Raw genomic sequence first — 16113 nt, 5'->3', positions numbered from 1 at the left:
GCTCAGGCCTCTATGGCATGGCGAAGGGCACGCGATACCGCTCCGCACAGTTTCGAGAATTCCGGCTCGTAACGCAGCTCGGGCTGGCGCGGGAAGGGAAAGCCGATGTCGAGCGTATCGATGATGCGGCCGGGCCGGCGCGACATCACCACGACCTTGCTCGACATGTAGACGGCCTCGGGAATGGAGTGGGTGACGAAGATGCCGGTGAAACCTTCGCGGCAATGAAGGTCGATCACCTCGTCGTTCAGCCGTTCGCGGGTGATCTCGTCGAGCGCGCCGAACGGTTCGTCGAACATGAAGACATTGGGATTGAGCGCCAAGGACCGCGCCAGCGAGGCGCGCATCCGCATGCCGCCGGAAAGCCTTCGCGGAAAATGGGCCTCGAAGCCGGAAAGGCCGACGAGCTCGATCTTTTCCTTGGCGATTTCGCGGCGCTTCGCGGCCGGGTAACCGCGCAGCTCCATCAGCAGTTCGACATTACCCTGCACTCGCCGCCATGGCAGCAGGGTCGCATCCTGGAACGTATAGCCGAGCTGCTGCCGATCGACCCAGACATCGCCGGAACTGTGGCTCGACAGGCCGCTCGCGATCCGCAGCAGCGTCGATTTTCCGCAGCCGGACGGGCCGACGATCGACACGAACTCGCCATGTCCGATGGCAAGGTCGACATCGGAGAGCGCTTTCGTTCCATCCGGGAACGTCATCGAGACCTTTTCGAACACGACGGCATTGCCGCCGGGCAGGGGCGGATGGAGACGTGCACCAATATCGGTGGCGGCGACTGTCGGCGATCCCGTCATGACAAATCCCCTTTTCTCATCTCAGACCCGTCTCTCAAAACCGCAGCATGGACATGCGGACCTGCTCGATGAAGGCCTCCGTGCGCTCATTGGTGACGTTGTTGATATCGTAGAGCGCGTGATATTTCACCTTGACCCGCGGATTGCAGACGACGCGCAGGAAGCGGGTGGCGTTGCGGCGTGGCGGATCGCCGAGAACCATCGCACGCCAGCGTTTCGAGCCGTAGGTGGTGACGGTCGCGAGCTTGCGGATATTGGTAAGGCCCGGCGAAAGCTGTCCGTCCTGCAGCTTGAACGACACGTCGGGCAGAAACACCCGGTCGAAATAGCCCTTGAGGATCGCCGGCCAGCCGAAATTCCACACTGGATGGCAAAGAACCAGTGCATCGCAGGACATCAGCCGGTCGACATAGGGCGCGACGCGGCTGCGATTGATGGAAAGGTCATGATAGTCGCGCCGATCCTCCGCCGACAAAACCGGATCGAACCCTTCCGCGTAAAGATCCAGGTCGTCCACCGTATGCCCGGCCTCAAGGAGGCTCGCAACGACCGTAGCGTGCAGGCGCGAGGCGAGGCTTTCCTTCAGCGGGTGGGCGTAAATGACATGTACCTTCATCGGTCCATAATTCTCGTTATCGGTTGAAAAGGAAGATGCGGCCGGGAGCGGGGACCCAGTCAGGATGCGTCCAGGCGATCATCTTGCCGGGGTTGAGCAGGCCCTTGGGATCCGTCTGGCGCTTGAATTCGAGCTGGGCCGGATCGGTGCGTTTCATGCCGCCTTCCTCGAGTGTCACCCGATGCGGGTTGAACACCGTGACGCCCAGCCGTGTTTCGAGGATCTCGACCACCTCTTCGAGCCGCTCAGTGCCTTCATAGCGCAGCAGCGGCATGGCGACGGCGGCGACCTTGCCGGAAAACCGTGTGAATTCGAAATGCAGGATCAGCTCATCGCCGAAGGTTTCAGCGATGCGGTCGATCGCGCCGTAGAGATCGTCCTGCGGCAGCATCATCTGCAGGTAGGTGATCGACGGATCGATCTTGATTGCCCGAAGCGTCGTGTGGTTCCAGGCCAGCTCATAGGCCGGAGGCAGGCGCATGCCGGCACCATCGCGGTCGGCGCGGAAGCGGATGGCGGCGCCGGCGTCTTCCTCGACTGCGGTCACCAGCCTATCGAGATCCTGTCTTGCAACCATGACCGCAACCAGGGCTTCGCCGGATTTCAGGAACGGTGCATGCCGGGTAAAATAGCGATCGGGGATGGCGCTTTCGAAGGTCGAAAGCATGCGCAGCGTGATCGCGTCATCTTCACCGAGACGAAAGGCAAGACGGTTCGCGGAGGCAAAATCGGGTGCGCCGATCAGCACGTCGACCCAGTCTCCGGCCGGGTCGACCGGGATCTCGATCTCGATGATGACGCCGTTGACGCCGTAGGCGTGTGCCGCCTTGGCAATGTCGTCGCCGACAAGGTCGAGGACACGAGGCTCTGCCTCCATCGTCACGAGACGCAGGCGGCGGATATTGGCGGGGTTGCGCAGGCCGCCCCAGCGGATGGCGCCGACGCCGCTCGATCCGCCGGCGATGAAACCGCCGAGCGTCGCGGTTGCCGTGGTGGAGGGAAACAGGCGGATTTCATGGCCATTTTCGCGCGCCGCCTGTTCGAGATCCGCCATGACGGCGCCGGCTTGGGCAACGAGATGATCTTCACCGATGCGAACGACCTCGTTCATGTGTTTCATATGCAGAACGACGCCGCCCTGCAGCGGCATGGACTGGCCGTAATTGCCGGTTCCGGCACCCCTGACGGTGACGGGCACGTTGCAGCGGTGGCAGATCGAAAGGATCTCGATCACCTCGGCCTCGCTGCGGGGCGCAACAACCAGATCGCCGCAGACGTCTTTCAGGAGATCCTTCAGGATTGGGCTATACCAGTAGAAGTCCCGGCTTTTCTGCTGAACCGTGCGCGGATTGTCGTCGATATCGAACCGGGCGAGCGCTGTCCGGCAGGCTTCGAGATCTGCACTCACGCGCGCCTCCGTTCGATCCCGACTGCCTCGGCAGTGGCAGCACCCAAGGCTTTGCCGTTGCGCAAAACCGTGCGGGCGGTGTTCGTTCGGGAGAAAAGGTCGGTCCAGCTGGTTGCCTCGAAGAGGATAGCATCCGCCGGTCCGCCGGCGCGGATCATGCCGGCGCCGTCGAGACCCATGGCGGCCGCCGGTCCTGCATTGCAGGCGGGGGCCCAGCCGGCGGGATCGCCTTCGAGCTGGCCCAGGAACTGCGCCTGGCGCATCACATCCAGCATGTCGAAATCGCCGTAGGGGTAGAATGCGTCCTGCACGTTGTCCGACGCGAAGGCGACGTTGACGCCGGCGGCGCGCAGTTCGGTGACCGGCGCAAGGCCGCGCAGACGCGGCGTGCGGCCGGTTTTGCGGTCCTGCAGGAAGCCGTTGGTGAGCGGCAGCGCCACGACATGGATGCCGGCTTCGGCAATGCCGGCGATCAGGGCCTGCGCTTCGGGTTCGTGCTTTTGGGCAAGCGCGCAACAATGTCCGGCGACGATGCGTCCGGCAAACTTGTGCCGCAGGGCCGTTTCGACGACGAGCGAAAGGCCGTCAGCGGATGCGTCCGTCGTTTCGTCCACGTGAAGATCGAGGTCGAGCCCGTGTCTTGCGGCTGCCAGAAACAGCCTGTCGATCCGCTCCGGCGTGGCGCTGCCCGGTCCGATAAAGGCGCCGAGCACGCCGTCGCGCTTCGCGATTTGCGCGCAGCGTCGATCGAAATCGTCCTGCTCCACCCGAAACAATGCCATCAGGGCGACGGCCTGCAGGGTCAGCCGGTGCTTCCAGGCGGACTGGATTTCACTGAAGGCGATCCAGGCAGGGCTGTTTTCGGGTTCCTCGAACGTATCGAGATGGGTGCGCAGCGCGACCGTGCCATGCTGTTCGGCCTTGTTGAGCGCGCGGTCCATGCGCTCCGCGATATCCTCGACGGTCCGGTTGGGCGCGTCGGCCATCGCCAGTTCGACAGCTCCGGCAAGGCCGTTGTCGGAAAACCCGGTTCGCTCTGAAGTGAAAGCCTTGTCGAGATGGACGTGCATGTCGATGAAGCCGGGCAAAGCGAGGCGTCCCTGCGCATCCCACTCGCGCTCGCTTGAGCTTGGCGCATGAAAACGACCGTCGCGGATCGTGACGTCGAAGGTGACGAGGCCGCTTCTGCTGTCTGCTGCGTGGTGGGGAAGGCCATCGACCAGCGGCGCGGGTGCGCGAAGATTGCGGATGGTAAGTAGGGCTTCGCCGAAGGGCAGCATAACGGCGCTCATAGTGGTTGTGTCCCGATGGCTGCCATGCCCGGATGCGCCGCGACCTCGTCCAGAAGCTTGGCGTAACGGGTTGCCGCATGGGCAACGATGGCGGCGCCGATCTCAGGCGTTGCGGATGCGGCATCGCCGGCGACTCCTGCCGGGTGCAGATCCTCCGCGACCCAGCCGACGCTGATCGGGCCGAGCAGGCGAAGGACGTCGTTGTTCTCGGCGACGGCTGCCGAGGCCGGCACGAAACTGCGGGCTTCGTTCAGGTCGACCAGATCGGGCCGGAAATGCAGCATGGCCGCGGTTTCGACCAGTCCGCCATGGATGCCGTCGCGCTGTTCGAGCGGCGAGACGAGGCCCGGCGGAAAGCCCATCGAGATCCATCCTGCCGATACCACGAACAGCTCCGTTTCCAGCCGCAGGCTTCGCGCCGCGATCTGCAGAACCGGAACGTTGCCGCCATGGGCATTCAGAAACACCAGCTTGCGAAAGCCGGCGCGGGCAACGCCGTGACCGATCTGGGTGAGGGTTGCCAGAAGCGTCGTGGCATCGAGTGTCAGCGTGCCGGGAAAGGACAGGTGCTCGTCGGATTTGGCGTAAGCGATGGTCGGAAGGATGTAGACGGCTGCATCCTCGACGAGCCGCGCTGCCTCGATCGCCATGCGTTCGGCAAGGATGCTGTCAGTGGCCAGCGGCAGGTGCGGGCCGTGTTGCTCCGTCGCGCCGACAGGCAGGACCGCGACAGCGCGACCTTTGTCGATGGCTGCGAAATCGGTGGTCTTGAGGTCTTGCCAAAACTGAAACGGCATGGTTTGTTCGCTTATCGAGCAATTGTTCGCTAAATCGTAACTTATGTCGCCGGTTCGTCAAGGTGAAAAATGTTGCGGTGCGGAAAAGATAGGCAAACGAGTTCAACCTCGGGTCTGGAAGGAGCGCCGGTGCTGGATGAAAACGACAAGGAAGTCTCGCTGACCTTCGCCAAGGGGCTGGCCGTCCTGCTTGCCTTCGATGCGAAGGATCGCGCCATCACGATCAGCGAGATTGCCGACAAGGTCCAGCTCAACCGCGCCGTTGCACGGCGGCTGGTGCGGACGCTGGAGCAGCTTGGCTATCTCGCCTGCGATCGCGGCCGCTATGAGCTGACCCCCCATGTGCTGCGGCTGAGCCAGGGTTTTATCGAGGGCCGGGGCATTCCGCAGATCATCCAGCCGGTGCTGCGCAATGCGGCGCAGGAGGTCGGCGAGTCCGTGTCTTATGCGATGCTGGACGAGACGGATGCCGTTTATGTCGCCCATGCTTTCCTACCGTCGAAATTCACGCTCAACCGGGTCACGACAGGCACGCGGGTGCCGTTGCTGCCGACAGCTTCGGGGCGGGCGATCCTCGCATTCCTCGATACCGTCCGGCTGGATGCGATCCTCGACAGTGCCGCCTACTCTGCCCATACCGACCAGACCGAGACCCACCGGGATCGCCTGGAGGACGCGCTGAAACAGATCCGCGAGCGCGGCTATGCGCTGACCGATAGCGAATATGTGAGCGGCGTCGCATCGCTGGCGGCCCCCGTGTTTCACCCCGGCATCGGCGAGGTCGTCGGTGCCGTGTCGATCATCTTCGAGCATGGACAGTATGACGAGGCGGCGCTTTCCGAAATGGCTTCACGGCTCAAGGTCTGCGCCGGGCAGATCGGCTCCACACTCTAGGGAAGTCACATGCTTGAGATCGTCACCGGGTTCGAAATTGCAGCCGGGATCAATGCCGAAACACGGCGGCGCATTTCGGCAAGTGGTCGGACGGTTCGCTGCGTCGTGCTGCTCGATGACAGCAATCCCGGCATGGCCGCTTATGCCCGTCGTCAGCAGGTCAGCGCGCAGGAGGTCGGCATAGATCTGCAGCTCGAAGCCTATCCGTCGGACGTCGAGAGCCTCACGGCGCGACTGGAAGAACTGGCAGCGCTGGCCGAGATCGACGCAGTCGCGACGCTCTATCCGTTGCCGGCGGGCATGGATGCGCGCACGGCTGCGCTTCTGATTGGGCCGGACAAGGACGTGGACGGGTTGCACCCCCTCAACGCCGGTGATCTGGCGCTCGGTGCCATGACCCGCCCGCCGGCGACGGCGAAGGCGTGTCTTCTGATGGCGCAGGCGCTGGCCGGTTCGCTCAGGGGACGCGAGATCGTGCTGGTTACGGCATCGCGGATCGTCGGTCGACCGCTCGGCAACCTGCTGCTCGACGCGGAGGCGACCGTCACGATTGCGCATGCGGCGACACGGGATCTGGCGGCTCATACGCGCCGCGCCGATATCGTCGTCACCGCGGCGGGTGTTGCCGGGTTGATCGGTTCCGAGCATTTGCAAGATGGCGCGATCGTGCTTGATGTCTCGATCAATCGCGGCCCGGTCGGGCTCATCGGCGATGTCGATCTCGACTCGGTTGCCGGTCGCAACGTAACGGTGACGCATGTGCCCGATGGTATCGGACCGGTCACCACGGCCTGCCTGATACGGAATGTCGCGGATGCGGCACTCGGAGTGTCCTGACGGAAATCAGGCTGATGTCGTCACGAGTATATTGCGCTGCACCAGAATTTGCGCTTTTCTACTTATATCCGAACACAAGTTCGATAAACGAACAACAACGGGGAACTCACAATGACCTTCCATCTGCGCAGCTTCGTGCTCAAAACGCTTTCCGCCGCTCTCGTCGTCGCCTCCGTTGGGACAGCACAGGCTGCGGATATCCGTCCCGGCGTCACTTTTGCGGGAACGCCGTCCACCGATCCCGCGCGTGCCGCCATGGAGAACCTGGTCTTCGACCTCGCATCCGCCTGGGCATCCTGCAACCGCGACCTTATGACGAACGCGGTCACCGAGGACGTGGCCTTCTCCTATCCGACCAGCAGCATCACCGGCCGTGACAAGATGCTCGCCGACCTCGACACGTTCTGCAAGGCGGCCAAGGATACGAGCATCTACCTTCCGGAGGACGCGTTCTTCATCGATACGACGACCGGCCGCATCGCGGTCGAGCTGCAGTTCCGCACGTTCCAGCGCGGCAGCCGTCAGGTCGTCAATGATGTCTGGATCGCGCATGTCAAGGACGGCAAGATTTCGGTGATCAAGGAATATCTCGACGGCCGGGTGAAGGATCTGCAGGCCCTCGGCGTACTTCAGCTCAAGGAAAGCCCGAAGACGCTGACGCCATGGCCGGCGCGCACCGAACAGTGGAAAGGCTGCTTCCCGATCGTCAAGGCAGCACCGGTCAACACCTGCCCGTGATCCTCAAGTCATGAAGGCAGCACGCGAGCTTTGGGGTCGCGTGCTGCAGATTTCCGGTTAGGCCGAGAGCAGGACGCTCATTTGATAACCGCCTTCGAGTTCCACCACGACGCGTCCGGCGCCGGGCAGCGGCATTGCGCCCGAAAGCGCACCTGTCGTCACCGCCATGCCCGAAGTGAGGGATGTGGCCGGGCGTGCGGCGTCATTGGCATAGGCAACCAGCCAGGCGAGCACGTCTCCGACCGGATGGGCCACTGGTCCGTCATAGACCGGGCTGCTGTCGTGGGTGACCTTGAGGACAAGCCCGCCAACCGTGTCGATCAGCGTCTTCGGGACCTTCGGGCCGAGCGCAAAGCCGCCATTGCCGATGCGGTCGGCGAGGTAGAGCGGGAAGGAAACGCTGCCGCCTTCCTCGACTGCGGTGACAAGCAGTTCCGAACCGAGATAGGCATCCGCCACCGCGTCCAGCACTTCCGCCCTTGTATAGGCTTCGGATCTTACCGGCAGATCCGCGCCGAGCTTGACGGCGATCTCGACTTCAAACCGTGTGCCGGGGGAATAGGGAAGCTTCGCTTCGCTGGTCGTCTCCACGTAAGGGAACAGCGGCGCGATCACCGGCTGCTTGTCCGTCGACATCGCGACCTTGATCATCTTCGCGCTGGCGCCGATCCTCTGTGCCACGGCGTTCTGTGCCGCCATGCCGGCGCTCAGATCCTGAGGCAGGGCAAAGCTTGCGGACGGCGCCTTGCGGCCTTCCTTGCGCAGCGTGATCAGGCTCTCGGCCAGCGTCTCGGGATTGAACGCCTGGGTTGAGAGTTCGGCCATGAATGTCTCCGATCGAATGATTTGCGGCTGAGCTTTGAGGGCTCGTGCCAGCGTTTCGCTGTGGTTTAGCGGGATGGAGATCGTCGCGAACGCAGAGCCGTCCGTCAAGGCTTTGCAAGCAGTATCCCGGCCCGGCGCGCAAGGATCCGTTCAATAGGTTGCCTTAACCCACTGATTTCGTTTGCTGAGAGGTGGGGGTTCTACGTCAGTCGACGAGATACTTGTCGTTCTTCGCGCTCGGTATCTTCACCACCGTCAGCGTCGCGTCCGTCAGCGCTTCGAACGCGTTGACCGTGCCGGGCTCGATGACGATCAGGCTGCCTTCGCCCCATTCCCTGTCCAGCATGCGGACACGGCCGGAGACGACGAGCGTGATTTCCCGGGCGATCTTGTGGTAGTGCCGGGCATCGCGATCGCCCGCCTTGTAGCTCTTGACGCCCACTTCGAACGCGTCGGTCTTGACAACGCTCGGATCGAAATCGCCGACGAACCAGCCGCCGATCATGTCGTCGAGATTATAGGAGGTTTCGCTCATCTTGCCCTCTCAGATCGACAGTTCGCTCAGCTGGCGGTCCGATTTGATCGGATGATAGTCCTTCGCGTCGATCGGGTAGACGCCGATCTTCTTGTCCTTGAGAACGAGCTCGTTATAGACCGGACAGACATAGAACATGTCGTTGTGCCGGGCATCCTTGCGGATCGCGGCCTTGGCTGCCTTGACGAAATCGGACCCTTTGCGGAAGTAGTAAAAGCCCGCCGTCGCATTGTCGCTGATCGGGTGCTTTTCGGCCGCCTCGACCACCATCTGGCGCTCGTCGAGCCGGACGAACGAATAGCGCGGGTGGACCGACCGGAAGGTGACGGTGCCGCCATCGAGCTGGCGCCGGCTGAAATCGGCGATGATGGTTTCCATCGGAACGGTCAGGAATTCGTCGCCGTTGAGGATCAGAAGCGGGGTGTCATTGTCGATGCTGCCGGCGGCAAGCAGTGCGGTGCAGGCCGCACCCTGGGTCTTGTCCTTGACGGCAACGATCTCGGCGGTCGGATCGATCAGGCGGACGACGTCGTCGAGATGGTAGCGGCGCAGTTCCTTTTCCTGCATCGCGATGATCACCCGGTGGCCGGTGATGCGCGCGCATTGTTCGAGCAGGCGCTGCACCAGCGGCATGCCGTCCACCTCGACCAGCGGGGTCGGGAAGCTGTCTGCGGAAAGGATGCGGGGCTCGCCCGCCATCAGGATCAGGATGTTCATGCGACCACCTGCAATGCCGGAAGCTCGAACGATGCCTGCAGCTTGTCGATCGACTTGCAGATCGACTGGTAGTTCACCTCGGAGACGTCGTTGACGACCATGACATGGGCACCGGAGGCACGTGCTGCCCGGATCCCGTGGTCGTTGTCCTCGACGATCAGGCATTCCTCGGGCGAAAGGCCGAGGATGCCGATGGCCTTCAGGTAGATTTCCGGGCTGGGTTTGCCGACGCTCACGTCTTCGTTGCTGAGCTGGAACTCCAGGTAGTCCTCGAGGCCGGCCTTCGCCATCATCAGGTTGACGGTGCTGCGGATGGAGTTCGAGGCCACGCCGAGACGGTAGCCTTCGCCGCGCAGCCGCGCGAGCGCGTATTGCTGGCGAAACACCGGCTTGCACTTGGTGTGGATCAGCTCGGTCGTATAGCGCTGCTTCATCTCGTTGACAAAGCCGTGCAGGGATTCCGGAAGGCCGCGGGTGGCAGTCAGCATCTGCAGCTTGGTGCGGGTCGGCAGGCCATCGAACGTGGTCAGGTGCTCGTGCAGCGGAATGGTGAAGCCGAACAGTTCCAGCGCTCGGTTCAGCGCTTCGTAATGCCACTCGCGGGCATCGATCAGCACGCCATCCATGTCGAAAATTACAGCCTTAATCATCGTCATCAAACCTCGTGCGCCAGACCTTGCGCTATACGCGCAGCAGTTCCTTGGCTTTCTCGGGAAAATCGGTGCAGATCATCAGCCCTTCGCGATCGCGCAGGCCGGACGAGACCAGCCAGTGCAGGAAAGGTTCGTATTCGTCTTGCCGGCGATGCAGGTCGGGCGCGACCAGCGCGACCAGCTTGCCGTCATCCAGCAGTTTTTCGACCAGCGGCGCTTCGTACCAGCGGCCGGGCAGAAAGTTGTCCAGCCAGACGCCGGTGATGCCGGGTTCGCTGTAAAGCGAAGGGACGCGCTCGTATTCGCTCAGTCGGGTAAACGAGGTCATGCCGCGCTTCACGCCCTGGATCAGGTCCGGAACCGAGCTGTCGAACAAGAAATAGTTGTCGTAGCCTTCGGCGGTCAGCACTTCGGCCAGCATATCATGCAGCCCGTCGGCCTTGATATTAAGTGCAAGCGTCGGAGACCCGTGCTGTCTGGCGAGGCTCAGAAGATAAGCGAAGGAGATTTCGGTACCGTTCGGAATGTCGTGCGAGATGACCAGCCGCGGCTTGCCGCCAACGAGGCAGTCGCGCACATCGGTCTCGGTGCCGTAGCCGAGCGAGAACGACCGGACGAAGGCCTCGACCGTGTTCTTTTCTTCGGGGAATTTCCAGTATCCCCGATGACTGAGGATCTGGATCATGCCGGTTCCTTGATGGACTGAGTCACTCTCAGAGACAGCGGCAGATTGCGGAAGCTCTCAAGATCTTCGGGAACGCCGAGGCCGTGCATGCCCTTGTCGACGGAGCCGATCGAGTAGGCGCCGATCTTCATGCCGTCCTCGATCATGAAATTGTAGACGGGAGCCACGTAGAACTCACCGTTGACGCGGAAGTCGCGCTCGATCATCCGGTCGGCATGGGCGACGAAATCCGATCCCTTGCCGAAATTGTAGATGCCGACTGTGGCATGGTTGGAGATCACCTGTTTTTCGACGACGTTGTCGATAAAGCCGTTGTCGCCGAAGGAGACAAAGCTCCACTTCGGATCGTCGTCCGACATGGTCATGATCAGGCCATCGAGACCGTCTGCGGCGGCAAGGTAGGCGTTGATGTCGACATCGACATACTGATCGCAGTTGGCGATCATCATCGGGTTGCCGTTGTCGATGGCGTCGCGCGCCAGAAGTACGGTGCAGGCGGCGCCCTCGGTGACGGTTTCGACCAGATAGATATCGCAACCCGGCGCCCACTGGCGCAGATGCGCGTCGAGACCGTAGTCCCTCACATGCGATGCCTGGCAGATGAAGATGAAGTGATGCTCGACATAAGGCTTTAGGTTCTCGATCACGAGGCGGATCATCGCGACGTCATGCACGGGCAGAAGTGGTTTTGGAAGCGTGTAGCCGGCTTTTGCAAAGCGGCTTCCATGACCTGCCATCGGCACGACGATATTGAGCATCTGCGGCGGTATCCAAAATAAAAGTTTGCAGTTGATCTAGTGCCTGAAACCTTAAGGCTTGAAGCTGGTGCCAAGCTGTCAAACAGGTCAATTTCCAGCGTCCGCGCCCGACCGCGGGCAAGGTCGAAACGCCTATTCGGCCTGGATTTCGCCGAGCTGCATGCCCATCGACGGCGACGGCGTGGTCAGTCGCGGCCGGTTGAAGATCTTGTAGAGCGGGTTGTCGCATTCCGGATTGGCAAACAGCGTGTTGGAATCGAAGTAGCCGTCTTCGATGAAGCGCAGATTTGCGTGCATGGTGCGCAGGAAATAGTACATCAGATGCAGGTGAGCGCGACCCGAAAGCTGGTTCATGATCATGGCATTGTAGAAATGTGAAATCGCGCTCTTGCCGATCACATGCACGGCGTCGCCGACGCGCCAGTGGTCACGCCAGTAGGATTTGTATTCCTTGAAAGGAAAGTAGATGCTGTCGCGGCTGATATCGACATTCCAGTCCGTGATCTTCTTCCTGAACTGCAGGTCGAAGCGGATCACGGCGAGCGCATCGTATTCGTCTTGGGCGAACACGTGCTTGAGGCCTTCCTTGTAGGTCTCGATCTGCGAGCTGCCCTGCGCATCCAGCTTGATCAGCTCGCACGGTCCAAGCTTATCCTGAAGCTCGGCCAGGGCCGGGCTGTCATAGGTGGCGAGGTAAATTTTCGCATCGGGATTGCTTTCACGCACCGGCGCGACAATGTTCTCGATGATCGAGTCGATGTTCTTGCGCGCATCCATCGGCAGGCCGAAACGGTCCTTCTCGATGTAATTGTTGCCCCGGATCAGTACGGAAAGTCTCAACGTTGCCCCCTATGGAAACGATTATCGCAGTCGCTGATCAACGTCTTGCCCCCGCCGATCCTGTCTCTCTGCGATAGTCCCCGTAGCTGGTGCGGAGCAGGTCAGGCCCTCTTTCAGGCCGGAATCGACGCCGCCTGCACATCGGTCGCGGTCTGTTTCGGCTTGCCGTAGAGCCCGATATTCTCGTCGCCCCAGGCCTTTAACGCGGTCAGGATCGGTTTGATGGTGAGGCCGAGCGGCGAGAGGCTGTATTCCACCTTGGGCGGCACCTGCGCATAGACCTTGCGAGTGATCAACCCGTCCGCCTCCAGCTCGCGTAGCTGGTTGGTCAGCATGCGCTGGGTCACGGCGGGAATCTGGCGGCGGATTTCGTTGAAGCGCAGCGTGCCGTCCAACAGATGAAACAGGATGACGGACTTCCACTTGCCGTCGATCAGGCCGATCGCCGCTTCCACCGAGCAGCCGGGGCTGCAGTCGAACCTGGTATGGTGGGCCTTGGCCATCACGGTATCCTTTTTGACACTATAGGCTGTTTTTGTGCGTATTGGCTTTGGATGATCATAGCGCCATATGAAGCCTACATCAATTCTGCAAGCAAAGGAGAACGCCATGAAAGCCATAGCCTACAGAACTGCCGGATCGCTTGATCGGGACGACGCGCTTGAAAATGTCGAACTGGACCGGCCAAAGGCGACGGGGCGGGATATTCTCGTTGCGGTGAAAGCGATTTCGGTCAATCCGGTCGATTACAAGATCCGCAAGAACGTCTCGGCTGAAGACGGCCAGTGGAAGGTGCTGGGCTGGGATGTGGCGGGCGAGGTGGTCGAAGTCGGCGATGACGTGTCCGCCTTCAAGCCGGGCGACGAAGTGTTCTACTCGGGTTCGCTGATCCGGCAGGGCGCCAACAGCGAGTTTCATCTGGTCGATGAGCGGATCGTCGGCCACAAGCCGAAGTCGATCTCGAATGCGCAGGCGGCCGCCCTGCCGCTGACGGCGATTACCGCCTGGGAAATGCTGTTCGACCGGCTCGATATCGAAAAGCCGGTTCCGGGTGCAGCCAATGCGATCGTCATCATCGGTGGTGCCGGCGGTGTCGGATCGATCGCCATCCAGCTTGTCCGGGCTCTGACCGACCTCACCGTGATTGCCACGGCGTCACGGCCGGAGACCCAGGCCTGGGTCAAGGAACTGGGCGCCCATCACGTCATCGATCATTCCAGGCCGATCGCCGAACAGGTGAAGGCGCTCGGGATCGGCGCGCCCGGTTTCGTCTTCTCGACGACCGAAACGCCACGTCATACGAAGGAGATCATCGAACTGATCGCGCCGCAGGGTCGGTTCGGGCTGATCGACGATCCGGAAACCTTCGACATCACCGGTTTCAAGCGCAAGGCTCTTTCTGTGCATTGGGAGCTGATGTTCACCCGGTCGATCTATGAAACGGCCGACATGGACGAGCAGGGAGAGCTTCTGAACGAAGTCGCCGCACTGATCGATGCCGGCCGGATCCGCACCACCGTCACCGATGTGATGAGCCCGATCAATGCGGAAAACCTGAAGAAGGCGCATGCCACGCTGGAAAGCGGCAAAGCCCGCGGCAAGATCGTGCTCGAAGGGTTCTGAGGCCTGCGAAACAATGATCCGGGGTCAGCCCCGGATCACCTCTTCCAGGCCCATGGCAGCAGTGAGAAGCATCTCGTCGTCGTGAGCAACCGTCGACAGGAGGAATCCGACCGGCATGCCGGCTTCGCCGGTTCCGCAGGGGATCGACACGCCGCACCAGTCGAGGAAATTGCCGTAGCCGGTATTGCGCAGCGTCCTGCCGTTGACCGCGAAAAACGCCTCGTCGTCGGTCTTCAATGGCGCAATGGCTGGTGCCACATGGGCGACGGAGGGGAAGGCGACGAGGCGACCGGCGATCAGTGCCTCGGTCTCTGCCGTCATCCGGGCGCGAGCATCGATGATTGCGAGATAGTCGGCGGTCGTGGTCTTTTCGCCAAGCCTGGTGCGGGCAACGACGCGCGGGTCCATTCCGCCAGCATCCGCACCCGCCAGTCGTTCTCGATGGAGCGCAAAGGCTTCCGCCGTCACCATCGGTCCGTATTTCGCCATCAGTTGCGGCAGCTCGTCGAAGGACGGGAAGGCGAGGCGGGTGATGCGGGCACCGCCTGCTGCCAGCCTCTCGATCGCTGCCTCGAACGCCTCGACCACACCCGGCTCGGCGCCGTCGAATACGCCATTGGTGGGGATGACGATATCGAGCGTCTGCGTGGGCTTTCGCGGCGTCAGCGGCGTTCCGAGACCCCGCATTGCCGCGTCGATCCACACGGCGTCCTGTACGGTATTGCAAAGCGGTCCCAGCGAATCGAGGCTTCTCGCCAGCGGGAAGACGCCGTCCATGGCATATCGGCCACGGGTCGCCTTGTAGCCGACGACGCCGTTGAAGGCAGCCGGGATGCGGACCGAGCCGCCCGTGTCGGTCCCCATGGCAACCGGCACGAGGCCAGCGGCCACGGCCACGCCAGCACCTGACGACGATCCGCCCGGCACGCGGGGCATGTCTGTCGAGCGCGGATTTTCCGGCGTGCCGTAGGTCGGATTGATGCCGATGCCCGAAAATGCGAATTCGCTCATGTTGGTGCGGCCGATCGCGACCATGCCGGCCTGTTTCAGGAGATCGACGACCGCTGCATCCTTGGTCGCCGCCGGATCTTTGGCCATCACGCTCGAGCCTGCCGTGGTCGAAAGGCCTTCGATGTCGAATAAGTCCTTCCAGGCGATCGGGATACCATCGAGAATGCCGAGCGAGCGATTTTCGCGCAGGCGCTTTGACGCAGCTTGGGCTTCGGAAAGCGCACGGTCCCGCAGAAGCGTCACGAACACGGCCTTGTCGGAATAGGATTCAATCGCCGACAGGACCGATTCGGTCACTTCAACCGCATCGACCTTGCCAAGCTGCAAAAGCGTCGAAAGCTCGGCAATCGACATTGATCCGAAAGACTTGGTCACAGTGCTCATCCTTTATCCGTTCACCTGGGATCAGAGGTGTAACGGATTCGTGCAAAAGGAGAAGACATTGCCGCTCCAGCTTCAGGAAGCGTGTTCCGGCTTTCCCTTGCGTTTCGTGGAGGCCAGTTCGTCGAGCTGCTTTTCGCTCATCGACTTCTCCATGCTTTTCGACGCGCCCTTCAGTTCCGATTTCTTGGTCTCGCCGCGCTTTGCGGAAAGCGCGGCGCCTGCTGCCTTTTGCTGCGCACTTGATTTTGCCGGCATGTCGTCCTCCTTCGTTTCCGCTTAAAACTTGGCAAACCGTGTCCCGGTTCCCGACAGCACGGAACCTCTGCAGCGTCTCGGCGGTTTCCCCACCGGCTCGCCACATTGCTGGCCTGACGACGTCAAAGGAGACCATGATGGAAAACGAAAAGCACGAAGACGACAAGGCGCGCGAACCGGTTCGTGACGAATTGAGCGAGCAGATGGAAACGACCAACCCGGCAGCCGTGCGCGAAGCCGCGCGTCGCGGCGAAATCGACCGTTTCATGGTCAAGACCGATCTTGAAGACATCGACCAGCGCGAAGACGGTGACCAGCCGGACGGACGCCCAAGCCCGATGGCCAATGCGGACAACCAGGAAAAGCCGTGAGGCTGAGCCTGACGCTCAGGCGGGAAACAGCGGGAAAACGCGCTGTTCCCGCTACCCACTGACATTCGGAG

20 protein-coding genes are annotated in these 16113 nt (G+C 61.8%); 5 read left to right on the top strand and 15 right to left on the bottom strand.

Annotated features, from left to right (window positions below; translation table 11 throughout):
• Positions 1-2: 2 nt before the first annotated feature.
• Genes IFT66_RS09715 through IFT66_RS09695 form a run of 5 tightly spaced genes read right to left on the bottom strand, consistent with a single transcriptional unit; the run spans position 3 to position 4916 of the window.
• Entirely contained in the window at positions 3-803 is an 801-nt protein-coding gene (locus IFT66_RS09715) for an ABC transporter ATP-binding protein (protein ID WP_192077483.1), read from the bottom strand.
• Positions 804-837: 34 nt separating this feature from the next.
• Complete coding sequence (locus tag IFT66_RS09710; protein WP_192077482.1) at positions 838-1419, bottom strand: NAD(P)H-dependent oxidoreductase; 582 nt, start codon at positions 1417-1419, stop codon at positions 838-840.
• Between the two features lie 16 nt (positions 1420-1435).
• Entirely contained in the window at positions 1436-2827 is a 1392-nt protein-coding gene (locus IFT66_RS09705; RefSeq protein WP_192077481.1) for an FAD-binding protein, read from the bottom strand.
• Positions 2824-4119: a cytosine deaminase gene (locus IFT66_RS09700; protein WP_192077480.1), complete on the bottom strand. Its 1296-nt coding sequence runs from the start codon at positions 4117-4119 to the stop codon at positions 2824-2826. Before IFT66_RS09700 ends, IFT66_RS09705 begins: the two co-directional genes overlap by 4 nt.
• Positions 4116-4916, bottom strand: coding sequence for a creatininase family protein (locus IFT66_RS09695; protein WP_192077479.1), 801 nt, complete (start codon positions 4914-4916; stop codon positions 4116-4118). The genes IFT66_RS09700 and IFT66_RS09695 overlap by 4 nt, the downstream gene beginning before the upstream one ends.
• A 129-nt stretch (positions 4917-5045) precedes the next feature.
• Between IFT66_RS09695 and IFT66_RS09690 the strand changes: the two genes are divergently transcribed.
• The 3 genes from IFT66_RS09690 (at position 5046) to IFT66_RS09680 (ending at position 7385) form a co-directional block, all read left to right on the top strand.
• Positions 5046-5810, top strand: a complete 765-nt coding sequence (locus IFT66_RS09690) for an IclR family transcriptional regulator domain-containing protein (protein WP_192077478.1) — start codon at positions 5046-5048, stop codon at positions 5808-5810.
• Positions 5811-5819: 9 nt separating this feature from the next.
• Positions 5820-6647, top strand: a complete 828-nt coding sequence (locus tag IFT66_RS09685) for a bifunctional 5,10-methylenetetrahydrofolate dehydrogenase/5,10-methenyltetrahydrofolate cyclohydrolase (RefSeq protein ID WP_192077477.1) — start codon at positions 5820-5822, stop codon at positions 6645-6647.
• A gap of 111 nt (positions 6648-6758) precedes the next feature.
• The gene (locus IFT66_RS09680) at positions 6759-7385 is read left to right on the top strand and encodes a nuclear transport factor 2 family protein (RefSeq protein WP_199864799.1); all 627 of its coding nucleotides are present in this window, start codon (positions 6759-6761) and stop codon (positions 7383-7385) included.
• Positions 7386-7442: 57 nt separating this feature from the next.
• On the opposite strand, the gene IFT66_RS09675 is transcribed toward IFT66_RS09680, so the two are convergent.
• From IFT66_RS09675 to IFT66_RS09640, 8 genes are all read right to left on the bottom strand, one after another.
• A complete protein-coding gene (locus tag IFT66_RS09675) occupies positions 7443-8210 on the bottom strand; it encodes a 2-keto-4-pentenoate hydratase (protein WP_192077476.1) in 768 nt (255 codons plus the stop codon).
• 205 nt (positions 8211-8415) lie between these two features.
• The gene (locus tag IFT66_RS09670) at positions 8416-8745 is read right to left on the bottom strand and encodes a cupin domain-containing protein (RefSeq protein WP_062455109.1); all 330 of its coding nucleotides are present in this window, start codon (positions 8743-8745) and stop codon (positions 8416-8418) included.
• A gap of 9 nt (positions 8746-8754) precedes the next feature.
• Entirely contained in the window at positions 8755-9462 is a 708-nt protein-coding gene (locus IFT66_RS09665) for a glycosyltransferase family 2 protein (protein ID WP_192077475.1), read from the bottom strand.
• Positions 9459-10118 (bottom strand): HAD family hydrolase, encoded by a 660-nt coding sequence (locus tag IFT66_RS09660; protein ID WP_174196299.1) that lies wholly within the window; start codon positions 10116-10118, stop codon positions 9459-9461. The genes IFT66_RS09665 and IFT66_RS09660 overlap by 4 nt, the downstream gene beginning before the upstream one ends.
• 25 nt (positions 10119-10143) lie before the next feature.
• Positions 10144-10800 carry a hypothetical protein gene (locus IFT66_RS09655; RefSeq protein ID WP_192077474.1) on the bottom strand — a complete coding sequence of 219 codons (657 nt, stop codon included), beginning with the start codon at positions 10798-10800 and terminating at the stop codon, positions 10144-10146.
• Positions 10797-11558 (bottom strand): glycosyltransferase family 2 protein, encoded by a 762-nt coding sequence (locus tag IFT66_RS09650; RefSeq protein ID WP_192077473.1) that lies wholly within the window; start codon positions 11556-11558, stop codon positions 10797-10799. The genes IFT66_RS09655 and IFT66_RS09650 overlap by 4 nt, the downstream gene beginning before the upstream one ends.
• Before the next feature lie 132 nt (positions 11559-11690).
• Positions 11691-12398, bottom strand: coding sequence for a hypothetical protein (locus IFT66_RS09645; RefSeq protein WP_062455117.1), 708 nt, complete (start codon positions 12396-12398; stop codon positions 11691-11693).
• Between the two features lie 113 nt (positions 12399-12511).
• Positions 12512-12901 carry a winged helix-turn-helix transcriptional regulator gene (locus IFT66_RS09640; RefSeq protein WP_062455119.1) on the bottom strand — a complete coding sequence of 130 codons (390 nt, stop codon included), beginning with the start codon at positions 12899-12901 and terminating at the stop codon, positions 12512-12514.
• A 106-nt stretch (positions 12902-13007) separates the two neighbouring features.
• Between IFT66_RS09640 and IFT66_RS09635 the strand changes: the two genes are divergently transcribed.
• On the top strand, positions 13008-14021 hold the full coding sequence (locus IFT66_RS09635; RefSeq protein WP_192077472.1) for a zinc-binding alcohol dehydrogenase family protein: 1014 nt from the start codon (positions 13008-13010) through the stop codon (positions 14019-14021).
• Positions 14022-14045: 24 nt separating this feature from the next.
• Here the strand turns inward: IFT66_RS09635 and IFT66_RS09630 are convergent, their stop codons facing one another.
• Both IFT66_RS09630 and IFT66_RS09625 read right to left on the bottom strand, forming a co-directional pair.
• Positions 14046-15407, bottom strand: coding sequence for an amidase (locus tag IFT66_RS09630; protein WP_192077946.1), 1362 nt, complete (start codon positions 15405-15407; stop codon positions 14046-14048).
• An 81-nt stretch (positions 15408-15488) separates the two neighbouring features.
• Complete coding sequence (locus IFT66_RS09625) at positions 15489-15671, bottom strand: DUF3008 family protein (protein ID WP_062582591.1); 183 nt, start codon at positions 15669-15671, stop codon at positions 15489-15491.
• Positions 15672-15805: 134 nt separating this feature from the next.
• Here IFT66_RS09625 and IFT66_RS09620 point away from each other — a divergent pair, with 134 nt between their 5' ends.
• Positions 15806-16042, top strand: a complete 237-nt coding sequence (locus tag IFT66_RS09620) for a hypothetical protein (RefSeq protein WP_162238003.1) — start codon at positions 15806-15808, stop codon at positions 16040-16042.
• Positions 16043-16113: the final 71 nt, after the last annotated feature.

The organism is Rhizobium sp. CFBP 13726, from assembly GCF_014841925.1.
Lineage (GTDB): Bacteria > Pseudomonadota > Alphaproteobacteria > Rhizobiales > Rhizobiaceae > Neorhizobium > Neorhizobium soli.
This window is presented reverse-complemented; position numbering and strand designations above follow the sequence as displayed.